Raw genomic sequence first — 25,248 nt, 5'->3', positions numbered from 1 at the left:
CATAAAGTGTTTTTTATTGATTTATTTGTGCTTGCCGTGAAGCAAAGGCTTTACATATGGAGAGGTGACCGAGTGGTCGAAGGTGCTCGCCTGGAAAGTGAGTGTGCCCCAAAAGGGTACCGGGGGTTCGAATCCCTTCCTCTCCGCTTGACATACGGATGAATGAAACGGGTGGATTAAACACCCTTCATCTGGAAACAGAACCTGAGGAACAAAGTCGGAAAGATTTGAGGTTCGAAAGGAGTAAAAGACTAATTGTGAGGGTAGCGTGGAAAGAGGTTATTTTCTTTTTCTTTATGCTGAGGATGTTGATATGAAAATCAAAACAGGTCGAGGTTTATTGTGCAAATACAAAATCATTCAATCTGTTCAGATCGACAGTTAATATTGGCCCCTCACACTAAATTTAACGGGCGAGATTATTTAATGTTCCGAAAAATTGTACTAAATATGCTGCCCGGATCAGTCTTTTAAGATTTTATAAGTTGTATAAGTAATGGATATTGCGGGCTTATCCGTTGGATTTGAAACTTTTAATTAATTTTAACTATAAATTTTAATCGTTTAACACTCTCAAAACAAAAACTCTGAGAAATACTTAAAACTTGAATTATGAAAAAACTATTTACATTATTGGCGCTGGTAGGGGTTCTTTCCCTTGGTTCTCAATCTATGGCTCAGGATGAGTCTGTAGATACAACTACTGTGGAAAACGATACTACGGCTGCAACGGCTGACCCTGTGGTTGAAGATCCAGATCCTGTAGTAGAAGAAGAGACACCTGTTCAGGATGTAGAGACTGAAAAGTCGTTCCACCAGGTTGTTAAAGATAAATTTATTGAAGGTGGTGTTGAGTGGATGACACCTGTACTTATCTGTTTGATCTTAGGTTTAGCTATTGCTATCGAAAGAATTATAACATTAAACCTTGCTACTACTAACACTGACAAGCTTTTAGCTAATGTTGAAGATGCTTTGGCTTCAGGTGGTGTAGAGGCTGCTAAAGAGGTTACAAGAAACACAAGAGGACCTGTTGCTTCTATCTTTACTCAAGGTTTGATGAGAATGTCAGAGGGTATTGAAATGGTTGAAAAGTCAATCATCGCTTACGGTTCTGTAGAGATGGGTAGATTAGAGAAAGGTCTTGTTTGGATCTCACTTTTTATCGCTCTTGCTCCAATGCTTGGTTTCACCGGTACTGTAATTGGTATGATCGGTGCATTTGATGCGATCCAGGCTGCTGGTGATATCTCTCCTCAGATCGTTGCTAACGGTATTAAAGTAGCACTTTTGACAACTGTTGCGGGTCTTTTCGTAGGTATTATCCTTCAGGTATTCTACAACTACTTAGTTTCTAAAATTGATTCTCTTGTAAACCAGATGGAAGATGCATCAATCACTTTGGTTGACCTTCTTGTTAAGCACAAGCTTACTGGTAGAGCTTAATCGATTTTTTAGTAAACTTAACGTAAATTATATATGGAATCATTTATTAATATAGCGTTGTGGGTAGCGATGATCATGGTGGCAATCGCAGCTTTGGCTGCCATTGTACTTCCGCTGATCAATTCGCTTAGCCACCCTAAGTCATTGATAAGAAGTGCCATAGGGGTAGTTGCCCTGATAGTGCTTTTTGTAATTACCTGGTCTATTGCAGACAGCACGGTAACTAATGCATACATTGAGTTTGGTGTAAATGAAACCAGCTCAAAGTTCGTAGGAGGATCTTTAATGCTGATGTATGTACTTTTCATTATAGCAGTAATTGGGATCGTATTTTCAGAAATCAATAAAGCTATTAAATAATGGCTCGAAACAAACAAAGAGATAACCCGGAGATTAACTCCAGCTCGATGGCGGATATCGCTTTCCTGCTGTTGATCTTCTTCCTGGTGACAACCACTATTGCTAATGACAGAGGTCTTAGCCTTTTGCTCCCTCCGGATCCGGATACTATGGAGCAAATGGATATCAAAATACCTGAAAGGAACATATTCAAAATTCAGGTAAACTCTGCAGATAAGCTTTTGGTTGAGGGAGAACCTCTGACTGATGTTACGGCTATTAAACCCATGATTAAAGAATTCGTATTGAACAACGGTCGTAATCCTGAACTTTCGGATACGCCTAAAGATGCTATTGTATCTTTCAAAACGGATAGGGGTACAAGCCAGGAAATGTTCATAGAGGTGTTGGATCAGATTCAGGGGGCATACTATGATATGTATGCTGCAAGAGTCGGAGTAACAAATAAGCAATGGAGAGAGATTTCCAACGATCTTTCCGATCCTGAAAACAAGAGATTGTATGATAAGGGAAGAGGCCTGAAGGATGGAAAAGTGGAGTTCCCAATGAACATCTCTATTGCAGAACCATCTAAAATCGGAGGCTAAATGTCAAAATTTAAGAAAAAAGCAAATACAAAACAGGAAATCCCTACGTCTGCTTTACCTGATATTATCTTCATGCTGTTGTTCTTCTTTATGGTGACAACGGTTTTGAGAGAGGTAACGATCAACGTAAAACAGAGAATTCCTGACGCTACCCAGCTAAGAAAGCTACAGAGAAAGTCATTGGTAAGCTATTTATACATTGGTGAGCCAAAGAAGACCTCTCAGTGGGGTTCAGAGCCACGGATCCAGGCAAATGATGTTTTCATAGAGCCTAAAGATGTGGTATTGTGGGTAAACCAGGAAAAGGATAAACTGGATGAAGTAGAGAGAGACCAGATCACTATTGCAATGAAAGTTGATAAAGAAGCAAAAAGAGGTTTGGTGTCTGATGTAGAGTTTCAGCTTAGAAAAGCAAACGCAAGAAAGCTTCTCTACACCACATTACAGGAAATGGAAGAATAACTATTTCAGTTAAATAATGTAATAATATAGAAAAGGGCTTACTGTTGCTGACAGCGAGCCCTTTTTGTTTCAATACACTTTCGAATGGAGCTTAACAATCCCAAGACAATCAACGGATGGTGTATGTATGACTGGGCCAATTCCGTTTATTCTTTAGTCATTACATCAGCTATTTTTCCCGTTTACTTTAATAGTATTACCACCACCGAAGATGGCTACGATAAAGTAGATTTTTTTGGGTTGACGATCACCAATTCGGTACTCTATTCCTATTCGCTTTCATTCTCGTTTCTTTTTGTTGCTATTATATTGCCACTGCTGTCCGGTATAGCTGATTACAGCGGACGAAAGAAGCTCTTTATGAAATGCTTCATGTATCTTGGGGCATTTTCATGTATAGGCCTTTATTTCTTTAACGGACCTGAGGATGTAGATTTAGCCATCATTTGTTCTATACTGGCCAGTGTAGGGTATTCCGGTAGCCTTGTTTTTTATGACGCCTTCCTGCCTGAGATAGTTACAGAAGACAGGTTGGATAAAACCAGTGCCAAGGGCTATGCTTTAGGCTACATAGGCAGTGTATTGTTGCTGGTTGTCAATCTGGTAATGATCGAGTATCACGATGCCTTCGGTTTTGCTGAGGGGCAAACGGCGGTGCGATTTTCGTTTCTTCTGGTAGGCGCCTGGTGGATACTTTTTTCTCAAATAACCTTTTCCAGGGTTCCTGATAATGTGTATAACCAACAGCCAAAAGGGAACATATTAACAGAGGGGTATAATGAGTTGCTTAAGGTATGGAATAGTCTGAAGGGGCTCTCAGTTATGAAGCTGTATCTTGTTGCCTTTTTCTTTTACAATATGGGTGTTCAGACGGTTATGTACCTGGCGGCCACCTTTGGTTCCAAGGAGCTGAAACTGGAAAGCAGCAAGCTTATCATGACTGTTTTGCTCATTAACATTGTGGCCATTTTTGGAGCATACTTCTTTGCTTATGTGAGTAAGATAAGAGGCAACAAAGCGTCACTCCTGATCATGGTTTTTGTCTGGATACTTATTTGCCTGGGCGCTTACTTTGTGTACAACGAGTACGAGTTCTATGTACTTGCTTTTGTGGTGGGCCTTGTGATGGGCGGTATTCAGTCCTTATCCAGAGCCACTTATGCGAAACTCATCCCCAAGGGCAGTATAGACCATGCTTCCTATTTCAGCTTTTATGATGTGGCTTTTAACATTTCCATAGTGTTCGGAACATTTGCTTATGGCCTGATAGAACAAATAACAGGGGATATGCGCAATAGTACACTTGCACTCATGTTGTTTTTTATGGTGGGTATGGGGTTCTTGCTTCTTATCAGGGTTCCAATGCACAGGGTTATCAAGCTGGATGAGTTGGATGCGCTAGATAAATACTCCTTTGTAAAGAAAGATGATAGAAGAGATAGCCAGAAATAAATAGATCACCGTAACCGGGAAACCTATTTTTAGAAAGTCTCTGAAGTTATACCCGCCAGGACCATATATAATCAGATTGGTTTGGTACCCGACAGGAGTAAGAAAGGCAGCAGAAGCTGCAAATGCTACCCCAAGATAGAAAGGAGCACCATCTATGCCCATTCCGGAAGTTATGGCAAGTGTTAAAGGGAAGGCTATGGCCACAGCTCCTACATTAGTTATAAACGAAGTTAACAGCGTGGTAATTGCCATCAGGCCGGCTAGTATGGCAATGTTGCCATAAGGTTGAAGAAAGTGTAGAACCTGATGAGCTATCAGTTCTCCGGTGCCTGTATTGATCATGGCTTCGCCAATAGATAATGACAATACCAGAATAGCCACAAGGTGTATATCCAAATCTCGCTTGACATTTTTTATGGTAATCAGTTTCATCGCCACCATCACGGTAAATATAGTCATCAGAGAAAGGAACAGGTTGAAAACCTGTGTGGTTACAAGACCTAATACGACCAAGCCAAGAATTACAAGTTTATAGTAACTATTGGTGTTTTTATCAATTTCTTTGGTCTCACCAGTGATGACGTAGAGGTCTTTGTAAAGGTCTACGCGGTCATTGAACTCTTCACCTACGTAAAGCAAAAGTACATCGCCTGCTTTAATGGTAATTTTACCTATTTTGCCACTTAATTTTTCGCCGTTGCGGTGTACTGCTATTACTGCTGCGTCATACCGTTCACGAAAGTTCGATTTCTTTACCGTTTTACCGATTAGGCTACTGTTGGCGCTTACTACGCTCTCCACCACCCGAAGCTTACCGTTAGTGGAGGGAGTCAGTTTTTCTGGTAATTCAACGCCAATGTCGGTTAAAGTGAGATCTACAATGTTATCAGTATTACCTGCAAAAATGAGAATGTCTTTGGCCTGTATGATCTCTTTTGGAGTAACAGGAGAGATAAGTTTGTCATTACGGACAATTTCTACGAGGTAAACACCGCTCAGGTTCCGGAGTCCTCCTTCGATAATAGATTTGCCTATCAATGGGCTGTTTTCACTAAGTCGTTTTTCTATAAGGTATTGCCTCTTGTTCGATTCAAACTTTTCAATAATATCTTTACGGTTAGGTAACAATTTGTTGCTGAAAAGCATCAGAAAGATGATGCAAACTACGGCAACGATACTACCTGTGAAGAGTAGCTGCAGTGGATCAATCCCTGGCAGATTGTTTTCAATCATAAATCCGTTCAGCACCAGTGTGGTAGAAGTACCTATAAGGGTTACCATGCCTCCGATGATCGTAGAGTAGGAGAGTGGTATGAGTAGCTTGGAAGGAGAGATGTTGTTCTTTTTTCCCCAACTGAATACATATGGGGTCATCAATACCACTACCGGGGTATTATTAACAAAGGTGGAAAGTACGGCTACTTTGCTCATCATAGAGATCAGGAACTGCCTGTACGTTCTGGCCCTCCCAAAGGCCTTGTCGAGCAGCAATTCGACATTGAAATTGCTTCTGATGCCAGCCGTGATGAGAATAAGTAATATGACACTTGCAATGGATTGGTTTGAGAAGCCTTCGAGTATTTCAGCCGGTGTTATTATACCAAAAACCACAAGAAGCAATGCTGCAAAAAGGAAGCTCACAGCAGGCTTAAGCCACTCAAGGTAGATTGAAATAAATAATAACAGTATGACGGCTATAACAAAGTAAGGCTGTAAACCAATCTCAATGAAGTTCATATTAAGGGTTTAGTATCTCAGGTGTTTCACCGAATCTCCCGAATTAATTAATTCCATTAGTGCATCAATGCCTATTTCCAGATGATTTGCAACATACGATCCGGTTACACTTTTATCACTTTCGGAGGTCTTAACACCTTCGGGGATCATAGGGTTATCAGATACCAGTAAAAGTGCTCCACGTGGGATCTCATTTTTAAAACCTACTGTAAAGATGGTAGCTGTTTCCATGTCAATAGCCATTGTCCTGATTTGACGGAGGTATTTCTTAAAGGCCTTGTCATGCTCCCATACCCTGCGGTTGGTAGTATAAACAGTGCCTGTCCAGTAATCCAGTTCTCGGCTTTTTATCATGGAAGAGACTGCTCTCTGCAGGCTGAATGAAGGCAGGGCAGGGATTTCCTGGGGCAGATATTCATTGCTTGTGCCTTCGCCCCTGATGGCAGCTATGGGAAGGATCAGGTCTCCCAGTTTGGTTTTCTTTTTTAGGCCACCGCACTTTCCAAGAAATAAAGCTGCCTTAGGTTCTATGGCCGATATCAGGTCCATAACGGTTGCAGCCATGGCGCTGCCCATTCCGAAATTGATAATCGTAATGTTATTGGCCGTGGCAGTTTGCATAGGTTTGTCAAGGCCATTAACCTCTACGTTAAACTTCTCGGCAAACATGTGAACATAATTGATGAAGTTGGTTAAGAGAATGTACTTTCCGAATTGGTCAAGAGGTACACCAGTGTAACGGGGTAGCCAGTTGTCAACAATTTCCTTTTTTGTTTTCATATATTATTGATTGTTATAGTGTTACATGATTTTGACAGGTAGCTGATACTTTGGCATTCAGTTGAAATTTAGTATGAGGAGCGATCAGTATAAGATACCAAAAGTTTTGAACAGGCTGAACAAGTATTGTTGATTTTATTGGTGGACATGTGACTTCAAATAAATCACGAGGTTTAATCAATGTATCTGTCTCCTTATTCTTTAAATTTGAAGATGGTTGAATTGAATCTCCCTAAAATTGACTGCAATATTAGAAAAAAAGAGGGGAAAATTGAGATTTTTGATGTTATAAGGAAGAAATTTATCCTGTTAACTCCTGAGGAGTGGGTCAGGCAGCATATGGTTCATTTTCTGATCTACGACAGGTCATATCCTAAATCCCTCATAAAAGTTGAGTCAGGTCTTAAATATAACAGGTTGCAAAAACGATCCGATATCCTGGTGTACGACCGTTCGGCTAAGCCATTTTTGATTGTAGAGTGCAAATCATTTGATGTAAAGATCAACCAGGCTACTATAGATCAGGTTTCGGTTTACAACAGGCAATTGGGGGCAAAGTATGCTGTGGTTTCGAACGGGCTTACCCATTATTGCTGCGAGTTTGATCAAGAAAGTGGAAAGATGGGATTTATAAATTCGTTTCCTGATTTTGCGTAAAACAAAAAGGGACTCTCTTTCGAAAGTCCCTTATATAAGTATTCTTCAAAATCTTAATTCAAAAATTTAGAGACATCAGTACTTGGCAGGTTGAAAGTTTCAGCAACTGCTTTGTAAACTACCTCTCCATTGATAATATTAAGACCAAGTTTCAATTCTTCATTTTCCTGACATGCTTTCTTCCAGCCTTTGTTTGCCAATTGGATTGCGTAAGGAAGGGTAGCGTTTGTCAGCGCCAGCGTTGAAGTGTAAGGAACAGCTCCAGGCATATTAGCCACACAGTAATGAACTACATCATCAATAATATAAGTAGGGTCCTGGTGTGTGGTAGGCTTGCAGGTTTCTATACATCCACCCTGATCTACAGCCACATCTACAAGAACAGTACCTGGTCTCATATCTTTTAGCATATCGCGGGTAATCAGGTTAGGAGCTTTGGCTCCGGGGATAAGTACAGCTCCGATGATCAGGTCATGTGTAGTGATCAGCTCACGAATGTTATATTCATTGGACATGAAGGTATTTACGTTAGCCGGCATTACATCATCCAGGTATCTCAGGCGTGGCAAGCTAACATCCATGATTGTAACATCAGCGCCCATACCTGCGGCCATCTTAGCTGCATTGGTGCCTACAACACCTCCGCCAAGAATTAAAACTTTGGCAGGCCTTACACCTGGTACACCACCTAAAAGGATACCTCTTCCTTTTAAAGGTTTTTCAAGATATTTTGCACCTTCCTGCACCGACATACGGCCAGCCACTTCCGACATTGGAACAAGTAGAGGCAGGCTTCTGTCTTCTTTTTCAACAGTTTCGTAAGCGAGACATACTGCCTTGCTTTCGATCATTGCTTTTGTAAGGGGTTCGTATGAAGCAAAATGGAAATAGGTAAATACCAACTGATTTTCCTTGATAAGCTTATATTCAGGTTCGATAGGTTCTTTAACCTTCATGATCATCTCGGCAATTTCATAAGTTTCCTCAATTGTAGGAAGCATTTTAGCGCCGGCTGATTCATATTCGCTGTCCAGAAAACCACTACCTTCACCGGCAGTTGATTGAACATAAACCGTATGACCTCTTTTGATCAATTCCTGGGCCCCTGCGGGGGTTAGTGCAACACGGTTTTCGTTGTTTTTAATTTCTTTGGGTACACCTATTATCATGACTTCAAATTGTTTATAAGGGGTACAAATATAGTAACCATAAGATATAATGCAGACGTTTGCAGTTAATATTTATAGCGCAAATTCATAGTAATTTTTTCAGAAAAATAAAATTTTATGAATTTATATTTTTGCGAAATTTTCATCTTTAATTTTAAGTAATTCGCAATATATCGGTTGGTATAATTGTTGAATTATATATGATGCTGGTTTCGGAGGTTATGCTCACGATTTGAAAGCTTTAGCTTTTTCGTTATTTTTGTTACTCTTCACATAAAAGTGGTCAATTGTAAAATCAATTAAATCAAAAGGATTTGAGTACTATAAAAACCGTTAGAAAAGCTTCCAGTAAAGTAAGTGAGATATTGCAGGATTATAAATTGGCCTGTGAAAGCCGGGAGGCAAGCTTATTGGGAAGAAAAGAAGTTTTTATGGGTAAGGCCAAGTTCGGAATATTTGGGGACGGCAAAGAAGTTGCCCAGATAGCCATGGCCAAAGCCTTTAAAAAAGGAGATTTTCGATCCGGATACTACAGAGATCAGACTTTTATGTTCGCCATTGGCGAGCTGACCATTCAGGAATATTTTGCCCAATTATATGCTCACACTGATGTAGAAGCAGACCCGGCTTCCGGTGGAAGGCTTATGAATGGCCACTTCGCTACAAGAATGCTCAATGAAGATGGTGAGTACAATCCACTGGCTGAAAACAAGAACAGCAGTTCGGATATATCCCCTACAGCAGCACAGATGCCTCGACTGGTAGGTCTGGCCTATGCTTCCAAGCTGTTCAGACAAAATGAAGGACTTGAGGGCTTTAAGAACTTATCAATTAATGGTAATGAAGTTGCTTTTGGAACAATAGGTAATGCCTCAACTTCCGAAGGGATGTTTTTTGAGGCAATCAACGCCGCAGGAGTGTTGCAGATACCTATGCTTGTTTCTATATGGGATGATGAATATGGAATTTCTGTCCCGAAAGAGTATCATACTACCAAAGGGAACATTTCAAAGGTGCTGGCAGGATTTCAGAGAAATGCAGAAGAAAAAGGGTTTGAGATATTTACAGTTCGCGGCTGGGATTATGAAGGACTTGTGAAGACTTACCAGAAGGCGGCTAAGGTGTCGAGGGAAGAGCATGTGCCTACTTTTGTGCATGTTCAGGAGATGACCCAGCCTCAGGGGCACTCAACTTCAGGTTCGCATGAGCGGTATAAGTCTAAAGAGAGATTGCAGTGGGAGCAGGAGCACGACTGTATCGTAAAACTTAGAGAGTGGATACTCGAAAATGGCTATGTTGATGCCGAAGAGTTGGATAATATAGAAGAGCAGGCAAAGAAGACGGCAAAGGATGCCAAAAATGCAGCATGGAAAGCCTTTATGGCATCTATTAAAGAAGATGAAGCAATTGCACTAGACCTGTTGGGACAAGCCCAGGAACAAAGTAGCCACTCCGACGCCATAAAAAGTATTAAATCAGGCCTTGAAAGTACACTGAACCCTATTCGTCTGGATAGCGTGAAGGCGGTGAAAAAAGCTTTGCGTGTGCTGAAAAATGAAGACACTCCAGCCAGAAAACAATTACAGGACTGGGTGAAGAGAATAGAGAAGGAGAATTTTGAGAGGTTTAGCTCTCATTTATATAGTGAGTCACCGCAGAGTGCGCTTCAGGTTGATGTTATTGAGCCTGAATTTGATGATGAGGTGAAGCTGGTTGATGGCAGGGAAGTGCTACAGGCATGTTTTGATGCTGCGCTGGAGAGAGACCCACGTGTTTTTGCTTTTGGTGAAGACGTTGGGAAAATAGGAGACGTTAATCAGGCATTTGCCGGTCTTCAGGATAAGTATGGGGAGCTACGGGTTACAGATACAGGTATACGTGAGTGCACCATTATCGGTCAGGGCATAGGGGCTGCGCTACGAGGTCTGCGTCCAATTGCAGAGATACAGTATCTGGATTACCTCTTGTATGCCATCCAAATACTCTCTGATGACCTGGCTACCTTGCAATACAGAACTAAGGGCGGACAAAAGGCCCCGTTGATAATAAGAACAAGAGGCCATCGCCTGGAAGGAGTATGGCACTCGGGATCACCTATGGGAATGATCCTTAACAGTATCCGCGGTATTTATGTACTGGTGCCCCGAAATATGACTCAGGCTGCCGGTTTTTATAATACTTTACTTAAATCTGATGACGCAGCTCTGATCATCGAATGTCTCAATGGCTACAGGTTGAAAGAGCGTGTGCCTTCCAATATTGGTGAGTTTACTGTTCCTTTAGGCAAACCGGAGGTATTGAGAGAAGGAGAGGACGTGACTATTGTTACCTATGGCTCCATGTGCAGGGTAATTATGGATGCAGCGGAGCAACTACAGGAAGAAGGTATTTCCTGCGAGGTGATAGATGTTCAGACCCTGTTGCCCTTTGATATTGACCATTCTATTGTAGAGTCCCTCAAGAAAACCAACCGGGTGGTATTTGCAGATGAAGATGTTCCAGGTGGAGCAAGTGCCTTTATGATGCAAAAAGTGTTGGAAGAGCAGGGAGGATATAGGTACCTGGATTCAAAACCTATTACCATTACCGGTAAAGAACACAGACCGGCATATGCCTCAGATGGAGATTATTTCTCTAAGCCAAATACAGAAGAGGTGTTTGACAAAGTGTATGCCCTGATGGCAGAGGCCAATCCGGAAAAATACCCTGATATCTACTAATTCACTTTGATCTCATCCAAAGTTACAGGTTCGGAAGTTATAGCGTTGCTATAGTTTCCGGCCCTGTCCAGGATAGTTACCCTGATTTTGAATTTCTTGTTCCCAAAAGTTGATTCCCATCCTTTATTCGGGATCCGATAGGTTAAAGTACCCTCAGAGGGTGTTTCCTTGCCCTCTTCATTAATGATAGGGAACCGCCCATGGTAGGCAATATTGCATTGCGGTTTTTGAAGATACTCCCAGAAAAATTCTTCAAATTCTCCATTTGAATTTTCCAGGAAAAAGTCTACATAAATATTGTTATATCTGGGGTTCTTTTGATAGTAGACTGTGTCCTCTTTTAATACTGTACTTCCTGCGGTAATATTCACTTCCTGCCAGTTGTCGCAAGTGTAAGGGAACTCATAGGGGGGGAGTGTATCCAGTTCAGGTATGCTTCGGTTGGATACGGTTATCATATTCCGTACGAGTGAGAGGTGGAATTCGGAGGAAGCTGTTAACGTGTCCAGGGCAAACATGGTTTTTCTTCGTGAGTTCGAGTCATATGAGAAGAAGCCAAATTCATTATATGGAGAAGATATATGCTTTTCGTCAGAAGCATCAAACCCTAAGTCGCCGTCACCATCCTGAAAGTGCAAGGAAATGATAAGGGAGTCATCTTCCTGCAATCCTCCTATTTCCTTATAGGACAGGTCCATAGATTTTAATACAGGGTTGTCGGGAAAGTCAGGATCTTTAAGGCAGGATGTTAGTAACAATCCAATTATAAAAAGCAATAAAGTATTTATCTTCATCCCTGGAAATTTGATACGGTTGAAATACATAAAATAACTAACGATTGAAATCTTCTAAAAGTTTTTATACGGATATCTTTCATACAAAGAAATCAAATTTTGACGAGCTTGCACTGAACCTGTTTCAATATCAAGCCACCAATAATGCTATTTACAAAAGTTTTATCGAAAATATTGGTGTTCAGGTAAATCAAATAAAGGAAGTTGAACAGATTCCCTTTTTGCCGATCTCTTTTTTTAAGACCCAGGAGGTGAAGGCAGGAAGCTGGGAGGCACAGGCCGTTTTCGAAAGTAGCGGTACCACCGGCGCTGTCACCAGTAAGCATTATGTTAGGGATCTTGATTTTTATTTATTCAACTGCAGGGAGGTATTCACCAGGTTTTATGGGCCGCTTGACCAGTTTCATTTTCTTGCTTTGTTACCTTCTTATCTGGAACGCAGTAGTTCCTCGCTTGTATACATGGCCGATTATTTTATAAAGCAGAGCAACTCACCTCAAAGTGGATTTTACTTAAATGATTATGAAGGGCTGATAGCAACCATTGGTAGTATTAAAGATGGAAGAAAAGTAGTGCTGTTAGGTGTTACATTTGCATTACTTGACCTGGCAGAGCAGTATAAGCCTGACCTCTCGGGGGTTATCGTTATGGAAACCGGCGGCATGAAGGGGAGAAGGGCAGAGATGATCAGGGAGGAACTACACAGCGTTTTGAAAGATGGCTTAGGTATAGACAGGGTGCATTCTGAATATGGTATGACTGAGTTGCTGTCTCAGGCTTATTCCACTCATGATGGTGTTTTTCAATGTCCTCCATGGATGAAGATCATCTTGAGGGACATCAATGATCCGTTTGACCTGAATATAAAAAGGACGTCAGGTGGGATCAATGTTATTGACCTGGCGAATATTGATACCTGCGCTTTTATAGAAACCCAGGATATGGGAAGAGTCTCTAAAACCGGCGATTTTGAGGTGATAGGGCGGTTTGATAACTCTGATATAAGGGGGTGCAATTTGATGGTGTATTAAAAAATGCCTTGAATATTCAACAATCATTTGATAAATATGATTTAGTTTAATATTTTTGGTTATATTTCGTTAATACTTAAAAACTGGAAAATGAAACTAAGATTAGCTGTAGTACTCCTTGTTGTGTTCGGATTGTCTGCCTGCAGTCAATATACCTGTCCTACCTATGCTAAAAAGGATGTGAAGAAAGAGGAGGTCAAAAGCGAAAAAGAAAGAATATAAATATCCTTTCTTTTCCTACCTGTTTTTATTCCTGTTTAATATCTGCATTCCGGATAACGTCTTCGGTGGTAATTTCTGCACCTGACATTATTATTAAACGTTCTACGACGTTTCTTAATTCGCGTATATTTCCGGTCCAGTCGTGTTTCTGAAGTAACTCTATAGCTTTGTCACTTATGGCCTTGGGCTTAGTACCGTATTCTGCGGCTATATCAACCAGAAATCTCTCCACCAACAATGGAATATCCTCTTTTCGGTCCCTGAGTGCCGGTACTTTGATAAGAATTACGCTTAACCTATGATACAGGTCTTCCCTGAACTTATTTTCTTCAATAGCAGCTTTTAAATCCTTGTTAGTAGCAGCAACCACCCGCACATTGACCTTGATTTCTTTATCACCGCCTACACGTGTGATTTTATTTTCCTGAAGTGCCCTCAATACTTTTGCCTGGGCGGACAGGCTCATATCCCCAATCTCATCCAGAAAAAGCGTTCCTCCATTGGCTTGCTCAAACTTACCTATCCTTTGCTTAACGGCAGAGGTAAAAGACCCCTTTTCATGTCCAAACAGCTCGCTTTCGATAAGCTCTGATGGAATAGCAGCACAGTTGACTTCAATCATTGGCCCTTTTGCGCGGTTGCTTTTTTCGTGAAGCCATCTTGCCACCAGTTCTTTTCCAGTCCCGTTTTCACCTGTAATCAGCACACGGGCTTCTGTGGGCGCAACTTTTTCGATAGTTTCTTTAACCTGATTAATAGCCTCAGATTCCCCAACTATATCAAAACTTTTGGATATCTTTTTCTTAAGTACTTTGGTTTCATTGACCAGGGTTGACTTGTCCAGGGCATTTCTTAAGGTTACGAGCAGACGGTTGAGGTCCGGCGGCTTTTGAATAAAATCGTAGGCTCCTTTTTTGGTGGCTTCCACCGCAGTTTCGATCGTGCCATGGGCGCTGATCATGATAAACTGGGTATCGATACCCTGCTCCATGGCCTTTTCGAGTACTTCGAGACCATCCATTTTAGGCATTTTGATGTCGCAGAGAGCCGCATCAAATTTCTCTTTGGCCAGCATTTTCAGGCCTTCTTCACCATTTTTAGCCTCGCCAACTTCAAATTTTTCATACTCCAGTATTTCCCTCAGAGTATTTCTGATGCTCTGTTCGTCATCAATAATTAAAATCTTCGGCATGTATTCATGTTTGGTTATACTTCCTCAGCAGAACAAGTAGCGTGCCGCTTAGTATGGAAGCTAATGATTAATGCTCTAAAATAATAAAAAAATGCAAGCCTGTAAGCCGGGTTCTGTCCTCCCGATCGGATCGGGATGGCTTATCATTTATCTGGCCTCAACGTCGCCATTGAGATCGTAAGCGATCTACCCGTCACGCTTATTTCCGAAGAAAGTCAGACGAGCAGCCTGACGGCCGCTTACCAGGTAAGCAGCCAGCGTGACTTATTTGATCTTTCAACTCGTAAGGTTTACCGTGCCCCCTTGGTCACCCTTGGGGCGGTGAGCTCTTACCTCACCTTTTCACCTTTTCCTCCGATTGCTCAGAGGTAGTTTGTTTTCTGTGGCACTGTCTGTCCCCCCGGCAAGCCGGGAAGCCTTCCCGTTAGGAAGTACGATGCTCTGTGTTGCCCGGACTTTCCTCCCTCCGGTATGCCGGAGAGCGATAAGCCAGCTTGCATTTTTATTTTTAGGCAATTAGGGCGAAGCTAACGCATTAGCTATAGGTAAACAATAAAAAAGCCCATTTAGATTCAAATGGGCTTTATTGTCTTTAAATGAGGGTATTAGTGAACGTCTTCACCGGTAAGTTTATATTCATATTCATCGGCAACGTTAGCCACTTCCTGTATGATTTCCTTTAGAATTTCTTCCGTAACAGTATCTACGAAACTGGATGCTTCTACATTAATGAAATTTTCCGAGATCGCGAATTTTGCATGGTTCAGGTTAGCGTTTTCTTCGAGAAGGGATTTCAGGTCCATATCCGGTTCAAATTCACACACTTTGGATGTAAATTCAATTCCCAATCGATCGTATCTTTGGCTATGTTTTAACTTTCCAAGTACAGTTTGAAAACGATCATCAGTCAATGGTACTATTATGATAGATGTCTTGCTATCATACTCTGAATACTGCCCGCCGATTTCATCGGAATAATTTTGCATAAAAGCATTAAGATCCATAACGATTAAGTTTTAGTTTCTATATCAATTTATGAAAAATATCGGGTTCTAGTAAATATAATGGAATTTAAATTTGTTCCCCGAAAACTCCAGTGCAGGGGCGGGCAGGTGGACCATATCAAGGATATATATCACTGTATTGAGCAGGCCAGATTTAGACTTGTATTCGCTAAAGTCCAGATCAATAGCCAGATAGTACTGTCGCTTTGGAGAAAGGCCGAAATCTACATTGCCGGCATCGTGGGCATAGATCATGTTATGGGCTCCGTACCCTACGGCGAAGTTGAGCCACTTAGGGAAATTCTGAAGCCTGCCAAATTTTGAGAGGTTAACGGATAGCCAATAGGTCTGGCCGTTGTAGTCTTTCAAAACCTCTTCCGAAAGGTTTTTGCCCAAAGTCTCCGGTCTGTAATCCGGAAAGTTTGTTCTGTGAAATGAAAATTTCGGCTGGATACGGATGTCCCCCCATAACTTCTTTTGACCGTAGAAAAGGGCGGTGCCAAATGTATTAGCCACCAGGTCAGTAGTAGAGGCACCATATGCGCTTGAAAAGCCATCGAACACTTCGATGGATGAGAGTACCACAATGCTGGAAAGGGCTCCGTAGATCAGGGATTTGTCTTCTGGCAAACCAGCCCACCTTAGGGCTTCATAACCTGCTGAACTAATATGAAAGGCCGCGTAGGCATGACCCGCTTTGTCCACCTGTTTCCACTCCCGGGAGTCATCAAAAAAATGGAAAGATTCCCTTTCAAAATCTGCGTACCATAATTGATTGAGTGCAACCATGGAGCCCGCGTAGGCTACTGATGAGGTGATAATCAAAGGTTTGAGCCTCTTGTTGCGCAGCGTGCTGTCCGGCTGGGCCTGCAGTGCGGTTATTAAAATCAATGGAAGGGAAAAAAGAAGAATAATCCTATTCAATTTCATCATCATCTTTTATTCCTTCGCGGTTGTTCATGGTATTAGGAGGTGTCTCTTTCTCTTCTTCATTTCCTTCCTGGCTTTCCAGGTTTTCTTCTTCATCAGCACTTTTTTCCTTTCTTTTCTGGAACAGCTCCTTCAATTCATCAAAGCTCTGGGTGTGGATTATACTGAAGCCGGTGGTGATGGTGTTCTGGTTTTCTTCCGTAGGGTTGATAGGGTTATAGTTGGTGCGGTTTTACATTTTTGCCCTGAATTTACCATCGGGTGTAAGCAGATACTCCAGGGTCCAGTCACCGGCTACACTGGATATGTCCGTTCTGTTTTCCTGATTGGTGAAGCCTCCGTCGCGGGTTACCCTTAACCGACCGTCGAGGAAAGTATAAGACAGGCGCAGTTGAAAGGTGTTGTAAGCTTCTTCATCCAACTGGTCGAAATCAACATCGAAGTCTATCTCCAGGTTTTCATCTACCTGCGTTACCCAATAGCTTAACTGGTTTGAAAGCAGTTCACTCACACTACTGGTAATGGAGCCACCTGTGTTAAATGATTGTAGTGGACTAAAACGCCTAAGCACAATAAGACTGAATACCTGCCGCTTAAGCTCCTGCTCATCTATGCTGTTTTTGAATTTCAAAAATTCGAATTCCAGATCGACATCCGGCCGGTCAGCTACCTTGATATTGCGGGGTAAGTTGTTTGTAGTAATGTCGAAATTAACAGAAGGAGACAGTAAAGGACCATCTATATCGAGAAATACCTTGACAGGGTACTTTCTTTTGATTTCAACCACATCTTCGTAAACCTGATCAGATTCCTGCTGAACGAGGAGGGGAAGGAAAGAGGCTAACTGATTATATGTGGCATTGATGTCGAGTATACCCTGATATGGATCGCCATACCAGGAGATTTTACTATTGGGAAGTATCTCAAATTCTTTGTTGATGATGTTGTATAGCGTAAAGTTGTAGCCTCCTTCCTGGATGTTGAAATCACCAAACATGTTGAATTCACCTTTGGTGTCTATCTGGAGCTTGATATCTCCGTTGCCTCTGCCGCGGATAATATCCCCGGCCTTAATGTCAAAAATTATTTCACAATAGGCATCAGGGGTTATGTCCAGGTCAAAGTCAAGTTTTAAACCTCTTAAGTCTACTTTGCCTACTTCACTGATGGTGGTGTTGGTTGAATCCTTGAAGTTTACAAAATTGATGTATTCTTCACGCTCGATGCTTTCGGAGTCGCCGATGGGGATGAAGATGCGTGTGCCTTTTTCTGTTTTTGCCTGGGCAATAATATTCATATTGTTAATAGGCCCGACAAGATTTATGGTACCCGAAGCTATACCTGTACCATAAAAAAGGTCGTTGTCCTTGCTGGTAGTATTTAATACCATGAAGTTTGACAACTGCCCGTTAAGATCAATAAAAAACTCCCTGAAATTCTGATGGGTAACAGCCCCGGATAGGATGCCTGTACTGTTTTGGCTGTCAGTGACATTCATTTGCCTGAAGCCTATTTTATTGTCTTCAAAATAAAAATCGCCGCTTAATTTATAGTTTGTTCCCAGGTAGTTGATATGTATAAAGCCGTCGTCTACAGTTCCTTTGCCCTCAATTACAGGTTTCCACGGCGTGCCGGATATGAGCAATTCGCCTGATGCAGTGCCTTTGAGCTGTGTGAAATAGCTGTCAATGAATGGCTCCAGGATGTTCAACTCTGTTTTATCAAGAAATGCCCTTAGTTTTAGCTGGTTGTCTTCATTTTTGGCCGGAGCATAATAGCCCTTTAGAGTCAGGATTTTTCCCTTCTTTCGATTGACATACAAGTTCATATCAAACTGCTTCCGGTTGTCATTCCAAATATTGGTGCCATAAATATCACCCACCAGAAAGTCGTCTATTTTAAAGCGGTCTATGGATAGCTCACTTTGTACATGCAGGTCATTATAGTAATTGCTGATATCAGCATAGCCATGCATGGTGCCGGAGAGGTCTTTTGACAGGATGGTATTGATGTTTTCCAGTTTCAGGCTGTCAACATTGAGGGTAAGTTTGGCATCTTCAGATTCTGAAATCATGCCGTTCAAAGCTACACTTTGCTCATCGTTATAAACCCGAAGTTTTTCTACTGTGATTTCACTTCCGTTTATAGTGATCAGGTTTTCGTCTTCTATCAGCCACTCTTTGTCCAGTATCTGGAGGTCAGATGGCTGTAGCCTGACCTGGGTTTCGTCTGGGAGAAAATCTATAGAGCCAAACAGCCTGGCATAATTGGCGTACTTAACCTGGTCAATATCAAATTCAAAATCAATATGCCGGTTGTTCCAGATCCCTTCAAACATCAAGCCTTTGGTTTCAATGTCTGATAGCCACTGCCGCTCTGAGGCCGCATACACCATGGCCAGTACGCTCGTACTATCTGCTATTTTGGAGATACTAAGTTGAAGCTCGTCATTATAAAACCTGTTCTTTTTATAGACCAAAGTATCAACCCGTGTGTCAAGAGAGATAATGGATGTATAGCCGCCTGTAAAGTTGCCGGAGACTGTACTTGAAGGCGATATATACAAGTCCGGAGCTATAAGGTCAAATATCGGGTTAGGGTCTTTAACATGGAGTGTGTAGTCCAGTGTGTAATCTTTGTAAGTATGACCCTTTTTGTTTTTATAATATTGGTTCAGGGCATCCCTGTCGTTCTTTAAGTTAAGCTTATATTCATACAAAAGCCTTTTCAGGTCCTCATGAACTACAGTGTAGTCAAAAACACCCTTGGCTTCGAAGTTGAGTAGGTTGGTTTCAAGTAAGAGCTGCCGCTCATCTACTTTCTTTCGAGAGGTAATGCTCAGTGTATCGATAGCCAGCTCTTTGTCTTTATACCGGATAAAGGAGTTTTTAAGATTGGCTATACCTATAATGCTGTCGATTTTGAGACCTCTGGCATTGACATCAATTTCACTACGTATGAAAATATCATCTTTGGAAAGGTTAAGTGGTTTCAGGAAAAGTGTATCCAGGTCGGCCTTGATGTTGAACAGGTTAATATCTTCGCGAAGGTCGATGGACCCTGTTGTGGTGAGTTTCAGGTTAGGGTCATTAATGCTGAGGTAGCCCTTAAAGAATTCTTTGGCAAATTCTGCATCCGTATTGATGTCTACATACTTATAATTGTTGATCTCTATTTGTTCCACCTGGCCCTTCAATGCAAAATTGGCATCTTCGAGCGTGAAGCCGGAGCCTTTTATCTCTCCGTTTACGGATACTTTTCCGAATATTTTGTTGTTGGTGTAGCCGCCCAGGTTGAAGTTGTCCATGTTCAGGGCACCACTGTAGGTGGACCGGGTCACGTCCTCTTCAAGTTTCAGGTTGATGTCGGAGCTTATGAGGCCATAATCAGTATAGAAGTTCCCTTTGGCTACAAAGTCATTGGGGAAGCCCAAAAACTTACCATTGAAGCTGATGCGCTCAAAAGGCGCAAGGTGCCTGTAGGTTTTGTCCTTTATATAATATTTGAGGTCCTCTGTGCGTACGTAAGAGTTGGTAAGGTCAAAGTTGATAAAGGTCTCCTGAAAATCTGGTAAGCCCGACATTCTGATCCGGCCTTTCAATGCGGTGCCTTCGCCGAATTTGAGGTAGGCGTTGTCCAGGGTGAATGAGCTGACCTTACCTTTAAAGTCACCCGATAAAAGGTAATATTCATTGAACTGCTTTAATTGAGGAGCAAAGAGGGCCAGGTCCTGACTATGTAGCAGGGTTTGGTCAAAATTGGCTTCAACATTAACCTTGGTGTTGAAGTCATTAAGGTCAAGCGTGCTGTTATAATTGAATATTACCGTGTCTTTGATTTCGCTATTGCCAACTTTTAGGTTCATGCCTTCGAATTTCATGGCGCTTTGACTGACGCTAAATGATGTGGTGAGCTGCTTTACGTTTAGTCCGGTGGCCCTGTCGGTGGTGGCGAGCGCGGCTACCTCCAGGTTTAGTGTATCTGCTACGGAGTTGAGGTTGACAAACTCTCCATTAATGCTATCCAGTGTGAAATGATAGTAGTCAAAGCCATTTTTTATTGAATCACGATCCTGATCGTAGTAGGTGAAGGTAGCATTTTTTAGTGTAAGTTGATCCAGTGAAAGGTATTGCCGTTTTTTTGTTTGTTTTCTTATCCTTGCTTTGAGGCGTCTGATTAGCTCATTAATGTTGAGTGTGGTGACGGTGTCGTCTACCGTGATCTTTGTCAGATAAACATGCGCATTATCAATAACGATGTTATCAACATTGTGATTTTCTTTATTAAGTACGGCATTGATGTTAAAATCAATTTCTATTTCTCCCGTATATATCAGTCTGTTGCCTTCCGGATCTATTACCCTAAGCCCGTCGACCTCTACAAGGTCAAACCAGTTGATGGCCACATGCTCAATGCTAATATCGTAACCGGTTATGCCTGAGTAGCGTTCAGAGAGGTAATTGACTATTTTCGTCTGGACGTATGGTACCTGTATTGCTCCCGCGACAAGGGCCAATAAAAAGAAAACAGAGAGTATGAACCAAAGTATTGCCTTAACAATACGTTTTTTAATAACTTGCGCCAAAATTTAAAAACAATGAAGCCTACCATACTTGCCATAGAATCATCTTGCGATGAAACATCCGCTGCAATTATTAAAAATGGCAAAGTAGTCAATAATATAATTGCAACGCAATCAGTACACAAAAAATATGGAGGAGTAGTTCCCGAACTTGCCTCCAGAGCGCATCAACAAAATATCGTGCCGGTAGTAAAGGCAGCTATGGATGATGCCGGTGTAACTAAAAAAGACCTGAATGCCATAGCTTTTACCCGCGGCCCCGGCCTGTTGGGCGCATTGCTGGTGGGTACTTCATTTGCCAAATCGATGGCTATGGGATTAAATATACCGCTTATTGAGGTCAACCATATGCAGGCACATATACTGGCTCATTTTATTGACGATCCGAAGCCGAGATTTCCGTTCCTCTGCCTTACAGTAAGTGGCGGTCATACACAAATAGTTTTGGTCCATGATTTTCTGGAAATGGAGGTGATCGGTGAAACGCAGGATGATGCCGTGGGCGAGGCCTTTGACAAGTGTGCCAAGCTTATGGACTTCCCATATCCGGGAGGGCCGTTGATCGATAAATATGCCAAAGAGGGAAACCCTCTGGCTTATGTATTTCCCGATACGGAAATGCAGGGTCTCAATTTTTCCTTTAGCGGCATTAAAACAGCCTTTTTGTATTTTTTAAGGGACAACAAAGCCAAGGATCCCGACTTTGTAACCAAAAATGTTAATGACATTTGTGCGAGCCTGCAGCATAGCCTGGTAAGGATGCTTATGCAAAAGCTGAAAAGGGCAAGCAACGAAACCGGCATAAAAGAAATAGCCATTGCGGGAGGTGTATCTGCCAACAGTGGTTTAAGGGCTGAGCTCACAAACCTGGCCGGCGAAAAAGGCTGGAACGTATACATACCTGATTTTCAGTATTGCACGGACAATGCAGGCATGATTGCCATGGCAGCGCATTATAAATACCTTACAGGCCACTTCAGTCCGCTGGACGTAAGCCCTGAGGCGCGAATGAAAATTTGAAGCTATGAAGCTTATTTTTAAACCCGGAGACAAAAAGTTTTACACGGTTGAGGTAACCAAACAGGACGTCGCTGCTTTTAACAATGAAGTAGTGCACGAGGTATGCTCAACATTTGCGCTGGCCCGTGAGATAGAATGGTCCACGCGGCTTTTTGTTTTGGAGATGAAGGAGGAAAGCGAAGAAGGTATTGGAACAAGGCTTGAAATAAACCATAAAGGCCCTGCGTTTGTTGGAGAAACGTTGACGATAGAAGCGACGGTTGAAAGCATTAATGGCAATGAATTGTTGTGTTCGTACCGTGCCCGTGTAGATGATCGAATGGTGGCGGAAGGAGTGACAGGTCAAAAAGTGCTGCCTAAAGACAAGATCAAAGCAGTATTTGACAGGGCTTCGGGTGCATAAGGTGTGATTCAAAAAATCTGATAAATCACGGCTTCTATAATTTTAAAATTGCAAACATTCTCTACCTTTGAACCACTATGGCAAAAGAAAAGTCAAGATTTTCAAACAATATTAATATTAAGAATCGAAAAGCTCGACATGAATATGAGTTTGTGGACACGTATGTGGCTGGAATTGCCTTAAAAGGTACTGAGATCAAATCAATCAGAGAAGGTAAGGTAAACCTGATGGATGGCTATTGCTATTTCAACAGGGGTGAGCTTTACGTCAAAGGAATTCATATTTCTCCTTACGCTCAGGGATCGTTTTATAACCATGAAACCACCCGGGAAAGAAAGCTGCTGCTGCATAAAAGAGAGCTTGGAAAGCTGGAAAGCCAGATTAATGAAAAAGGGTTGACTATCATACCGTCCCGGCTTTTCATTAATGACCGCGGACTGGCCAAGCTGGAAATAGCAGTTGCTAAGGGTAAAAAGCTTCATGATAAGAGGGAAAGCATCAAGGAAAAGGATGTTAAACGTGAACTTGAACGTATTAAGTACTAATCTGCTATGGAAATAGGTGAGAAAGGCATTTGCCGCCTGAGTGTAGTTCCGGTAGGGGCGCAGGCCAGTGATAAATCAGAACAGGTTACACAACTGCTGTTTGGTGACCATTATACGATCAACCAGGTTTCGGATGACAGAAAGTGGTTGAGAATAGAAATGTATTTCGATAAATACATAGGCTGGATAGATGTAAAACAGCATTATGCCATTTCAGAAGCTTACTTTAACCAAATCAATGGTGCTGACTATAAGATATGCACTGATCTGACCTCCAGCATACTTTATAACAAGCATCACATCAGCATAGTAATTGGTAGTATATTGCCTATATCTACTAACGAACTCTTTAAAATGGAGGAGCAACTGGCTTTTAATGGCGACAGTAAAAGTCTGAGCCAGAAGCGTGAATTTGAGTACCTTAAACAAACAGTAAAAAAGTATCTCAATGCCCCGTATGCCTGGGGAGGCAGGTCTCCGTTTGGTATAGACTGCTCCGGGCTGGTGCAAAATGTTTATCGTATCTGTGGCTATGCCTTACCGCGGGATGCTTCCCAGCAAGTACGCAGCGGAGTGGCCGTACCTTCATTGGAGGAGGTTATGCCTGGCGATCTGGCATTCTTTTCCGGGATAAACGGGAATATCACCCATGTAGGCATTGTGCTGGAAGATAACCAGATCATCCATGCTTCCGGTCGGGTGAGGATTGACAACCTCGACGCTAGAGGTATTGTGGACGCTCAGTCGGGGCAGGTGACCCATACATTCTCAACCTTACGGAGAATAATTAGAGAATAATTTTATAGGCGGTTTTGCTTTAAAACCAGATAGGGTTTATCTTAATAGGATGAACCGCAAGGTATTGGTATTGAATCAGGACAACAGCCCCATATCAGTCTGTACGGTTCAGCGTGCATTTTTACTGACCTATCTTAGAAAGACTGAACTGGTAGAGGCGGCCAACGGATACAAATTAAATTCTGTGTCCCAGAGCTTTCCTATGCCTTCGGTGATCCGGCTTACCAAGTATATCAACGTTCCCTACAAGGGTGTAGCCCTCACCAGGCAGAATGTATTCAAGCGTGACAACTTCTCTTGCCAGTATTGCGGTACCAACCACGACCTTACACTCGACCATGTTACGCCACGGTCAAAAGGAGGGAGGTCTGCCTGGAACAACCTCGTAACCGCCTGCAAAAGGTGCAATGCCCGAAAAGGTGATAATACCCCTGATGAGGTCGGCATTAAGCTAAAGATCAAACCTTTCAGGCCTACCTATGTGATGTTCCTCAGAGACTTTTCAGGCTTCCATTGCGAAGAGTGGAAGCCTTATTTGAATGGGAAGAGGAGTTTTGTATGAGGAGACAGTATTATGTGATGTGTTTTAATGGGTTTTTAGTTTTATTTCCCAATAGCTATTCTTCTACATTTTTCTCTGTCATCTTGTAATTCTTTTAGCCTTTTAGGATTGTGTTTGTCATTTAGAAGTGGACAATACTTTTTTATTAACGCTACCTCTATTGTAAAGTCAAGATTTACTGGATAGATAGAAAACTCCGTGTTTTTTATAAGCCAATTTGTTATTGACTGAGTATCAGTTTTAGAAAACTTGTAGTTTCTTTGGTTACGCATGCCCTTTAGATATTCCGGAATAGGCAAGTATCCCAGAACAGCCCCAATACTTCTGAAAAATGTTCCAGGATTTGTGTGGAAGACTTCCTGTTTAAGTCTCTTTTTTAATGTTTGTCTTTGTGCTTTTCCAATATAAATTAACCTGTTACCTCGTTTGTTCAGTATCTTTTGATATCTGTCCGGAAGTTTGGAGGTGTTTTTTACCCTAATACAATAAAGGCCGGTTTTATCAAGTGTGGCATTATCCAGTTGCTGGAAGCCTCTGAAGTCAGGGTTTGTAAAAGGATCTTCTAAGGTAGCTTTTATTGGCGAGTGTTTTTTTGTTGAAATGCTCGGCAGAAATGGTTCTTGTAGATCCTTAATTTTAATCCGTCCAGAATTTAACAAGGCTTCTAAGTCCGAAACATCATAGCCCTTTTTAGATGAAAAATCAGAATAATGAAATCCGATTCTCCTAATCCTTCTTCTGATTTTCTTTTGCTCATCTTTATCGGTAAGCACTTTTTTTGAGATAAGATTTTGT

24 protein-coding genes, 1 tRNA gene and 1 other RNA gene are annotated in these 25,248 nt (G+C 41.8%); 15 read left to right on the top strand and 11 right to left on the bottom strand.

Going from position 1 to position 25,248, the window contains the following annotated elements; translation table 11 throughout:
• Nucleotides 1–58 precede the first annotated feature (58 nt).
• The 6 genes from E1163_RS24145 (at nt 59) to E1163_RS24120 (ending at nt 4,307) form a co-directional block, all read left to right on the top strand.
• Nucleotides 59–146 (top strand) — tRNA-Ser (locus E1163_RS24145).
• 466 nt (nt 147–612) lie between these two features.
• Entirely contained in the window at nt 613–1,446 is an 834-nt protein-coding gene (locus E1163_RS24140; RefSeq protein ID WP_155175180.1) for a MotA/TolQ/ExbB proton channel family protein, read from the top strand.
• A 33-nt stretch (nt 1,447–1,479) separates the two neighbouring features.
• Nucleotides 1,480–1,806: a hypothetical protein gene (locus E1163_RS24135; RefSeq protein WP_155175178.1), complete on the top strand. Its 327-nt coding sequence runs from the start codon at nt 1,480–1,482 to the stop codon at nt 1,804–1,806.
• Entirely contained in the window at nt 1,806–2,393 is a 588-nt protein-coding gene (locus E1163_RS24130; RefSeq protein WP_155175176.1) for an ExbD/TolR family protein, read from the top strand. The genes E1163_RS24135 and E1163_RS24130 overlap by 1 nt, the downstream gene beginning before the upstream one ends.
• Nucleotides 2,394–2,855, top strand: coding sequence for an ExbD/TolR family protein (locus tag E1163_RS24125; protein WP_155175175.1), 462 nt, complete (start codon nt 2,394–2,396; stop codon nt 2,853–2,855).
• An 84-nt stretch (nt 2,856–2,939) separates the two neighbouring features.
• Nucleotides 2,940–4,307, top strand: coding sequence for an MFS transporter (locus E1163_RS24120; RefSeq protein ID WP_155175173.1), 1,368 nt, complete (start codon nt 2,940–2,942; stop codon nt 4,305–4,307).
• Here E1163_RS24120 and E1163_RS24115 read toward each other — a convergent pair.
• Nucleotides 4,254–6,044 (bottom strand): SLC13 family permease, encoded by a 1,791-nt coding sequence (locus E1163_RS24115; RefSeq protein ID WP_155175171.1) that lies wholly within the window; start codon nt 6,042–6,044, stop codon nt 4,254–4,256. The two genes, E1163_RS24120 and E1163_RS24115, sit on opposite strands and share 54 nt — an antisense overlap.
• 9 nt (nt 6,045–6,053) lie before the next feature.
• On the bottom strand, nt 6,054–6,824 hold the full coding sequence (locus E1163_RS24110; protein ID WP_155175169.1) for an AMP nucleosidase: 771 nt from the start codon (nt 6,822–6,824) through the stop codon (nt 6,054–6,056).
• A 213-nt stretch (nt 6,825–7,037) separates the two neighbouring features.
• On the opposite strand from E1163_RS24110, the gene E1163_RS24105 reads away from it, so the two are divergent.
• Nucleotides 7,038–7,481: a type I restriction enzyme HsdR N-terminal domain-containing protein gene (locus E1163_RS24105; RefSeq protein WP_185156193.1), complete on the top strand. Its 444-nt coding sequence runs from the start codon at nt 7,038–7,040 to the stop codon at nt 7,479–7,481.
• A gap of 53 nt (nt 7,482–7,534) precedes the next feature.
• Here E1163_RS24105 and ald read toward each other — a convergent pair whose 3' ends face one another.
• The gene (gene ald, locus E1163_RS24100; protein WP_155175167.1) at nt 7,535–8,650 is read right to left on the bottom strand and encodes an alanine dehydrogenase; all 1,116 of its coding nucleotides are present in this window, start codon (nt 8,648–8,650) and stop codon (nt 7,535–7,537) included.
• A 314-nt stretch (nt 8,651–8,964) separates the two neighbouring features.
• On the opposite strand from ald, the gene E1163_RS24095 reads away from it, so the two are divergent.
• Entirely contained in the window at nt 8,965–11,370 is a 2,406-nt protein-coding gene (locus tag E1163_RS24095; protein ID WP_155175165.1) for an alpha-ketoacid dehydrogenase subunit alpha/beta, read from the top strand.
• Here E1163_RS24095 and E1163_RS24090 read toward each other — a convergent pair.
• On the bottom strand, nt 11,367–12,164 hold the full coding sequence (locus tag E1163_RS24090; RefSeq protein WP_155175163.1) for a hypothetical protein: 798 nt from the start codon (nt 12,162–12,164) through the stop codon (nt 11,367–11,369). The two genes, E1163_RS24095 and E1163_RS24090, sit on opposite strands and share 4 nt — an antisense overlap.
• A 44-nt stretch (nt 12,165–12,208) precedes the next feature.
• Between E1163_RS24090 and E1163_RS24085 the strand changes: the two genes are divergently transcribed.
• Complete coding sequence (locus E1163_RS24085) at nt 12,209–13,195, top strand: acyl transferase (protein ID WP_155175161.1); 987 nt, start codon at nt 12,209–12,211, stop codon at nt 13,193–13,195.
• A gap of 90 nt (nt 13,196–13,285) precedes the next feature.
• Complete coding sequence (locus tag E1163_RS31450; protein WP_281353182.1) at nt 13,286–13,417, top strand: hypothetical protein; 132 nt, start codon at nt 13,286–13,288, stop codon at nt 13,415–13,417.
• Nucleotides 13,418–13,442: 25 nt separating this feature from the next.
• Here E1163_RS31450 and E1163_RS24080 read toward each other — a convergent pair whose 3' ends face one another.
• The 6 genes from E1163_RS24080 to E1163_RS24055 all read right to left on the bottom strand — a co-directional run bounded on the left by E1163_RS24080 (nt 13,443) and on the right by E1163_RS24055 (nt 21,128).
• Complete coding sequence (locus E1163_RS24080; RefSeq protein ID WP_155175159.1) at nt 13,443–14,609, bottom strand: sigma-54-dependent transcriptional regulator; 1,167 nt, start codon at nt 14,607–14,609, stop codon at nt 13,443–13,445.
• 86 nt (nt 14,610–14,695) lie between these two features.
• Nucleotides 14,696–15,110: RNase P RNA component class A (gene rnpB / locus E1163_RS24075), an RNA gene on the bottom strand.
• Nucleotides 15,111–15,214: 104 nt separating this feature from the next.
• Nucleotides 15,215–15,613 (bottom strand): type III secretion system chaperone family protein, encoded by a 399-nt coding sequence (locus tag E1163_RS24070; RefSeq protein WP_155175157.1) that lies wholly within the window; start codon nt 15,611–15,613, stop codon nt 15,215–15,217.
• Between the two features lie 48 nt (nt 15,614–15,661).
• A complete protein-coding gene (locus tag E1163_RS24065; RefSeq protein WP_155175202.1) occupies nt 15,662–16,543 on the bottom strand; it encodes a DUF2279 domain-containing protein in 882 nt (293 codons plus the stop codon).
• Complete coding sequence (locus E1163_RS24060) at nt 16,530–16,679, bottom strand: hypothetical protein (protein ID WP_155175155.1); 150 nt, start codon at nt 16,677–16,679, stop codon at nt 16,530–16,532. The genes E1163_RS24065 and E1163_RS24060 overlap by 14 nt, the downstream gene beginning before the upstream one ends.
• Nucleotides 16,680–16,775: 96 nt before the next feature.
• Nucleotides 16,776–21,128 carry a translocation/assembly module TamB domain-containing protein gene (locus E1163_RS24055; RefSeq protein WP_155175153.1) on the bottom strand — a complete coding sequence of 1,451 codons (4,353 nt, stop codon included), beginning with the start codon at nt 21,126–21,128 and terminating at the stop codon, nt 16,776–16,778.
• A gap of 12 nt (nt 21,129–21,140) precedes the next feature.
• Between E1163_RS24055 and tsaD the strand changes: the two genes are divergently transcribed.
• The 5 genes from tsaD to E1163_RS24030 all read left to right on the top strand — a co-directional run bounded on the left by tsaD (nt 21,141) and on the right by E1163_RS24030 (nt 24,453).
• Complete coding sequence (gene tsaD / locus E1163_RS24050; RefSeq protein WP_155175151.1) at nt 21,141–22,145, top strand: tRNA (adenosine(37)-N6)-threonylcarbamoyltransferase complex transferase subunit TsaD; 1,005 nt, start codon at nt 21,141–21,143, stop codon at nt 22,143–22,145.
• A gap of 4 nt (nt 22,146–22,149) precedes the next feature.
• Nucleotides 22,150–22,548: a thioesterase family protein gene (locus E1163_RS24045; protein ID WP_155175149.1), complete on the top strand. Its 399-nt coding sequence runs from the start codon at nt 22,150–22,152 to the stop codon at nt 22,546–22,548.
• A gap of 77 nt (nt 22,549–22,625) precedes the next feature.
• Nucleotides 22,626–23,093, top strand: a complete 468-nt coding sequence (gene smpB / locus E1163_RS24040) for an SsrA-binding protein SmpB (RefSeq protein WP_155175147.1) — start codon at nt 22,626–22,628, stop codon at nt 23,091–23,093.
• A 6-nt stretch (nt 23,094–23,099) separates the two neighbouring features.
• Nucleotides 23,100–23,891, top strand: a complete 792-nt coding sequence (locus E1163_RS24035) for a C40 family peptidase (RefSeq protein ID WP_155175145.1) — start codon at nt 23,100–23,102, stop codon at nt 23,889–23,891.
• A gap of 49 nt (nt 23,892–23,940) precedes the next feature.
• A complete protein-coding gene (locus tag E1163_RS24030) occupies nt 23,941–24,453 on the top strand; it encodes an HNH endonuclease (protein WP_155175143.1) in 513 nt (170 codons plus the stop codon).
• 41 nt (nt 24,454–24,494) lie between these two features.
• On the opposite strand, the gene E1163_RS30710 is transcribed toward E1163_RS24030, so the two are convergent.
• On the bottom strand, nt 24,495–25,248 hold a 754-nt coding region (locus E1163_RS30710), incomplete at its 5' end, for a GIY-YIG nuclease family protein (RefSeq protein WP_221418072.1).

Origin of the sequence: Fulvivirga kasyanovii, assembly GCF_009711405.1 — a bacterium.
Classification (GTDB): Bacteria; Bacteroidota; Bacteroidia; order Cytophagales; family Cyclobacteriaceae; genus Fulvivirga; species Fulvivirga kasyanovii.
The sequence above is the reverse complement of the archived record's forward strand: the minus strand, read 5'-3'. Positions and strand labels throughout refer to the sequence as shown.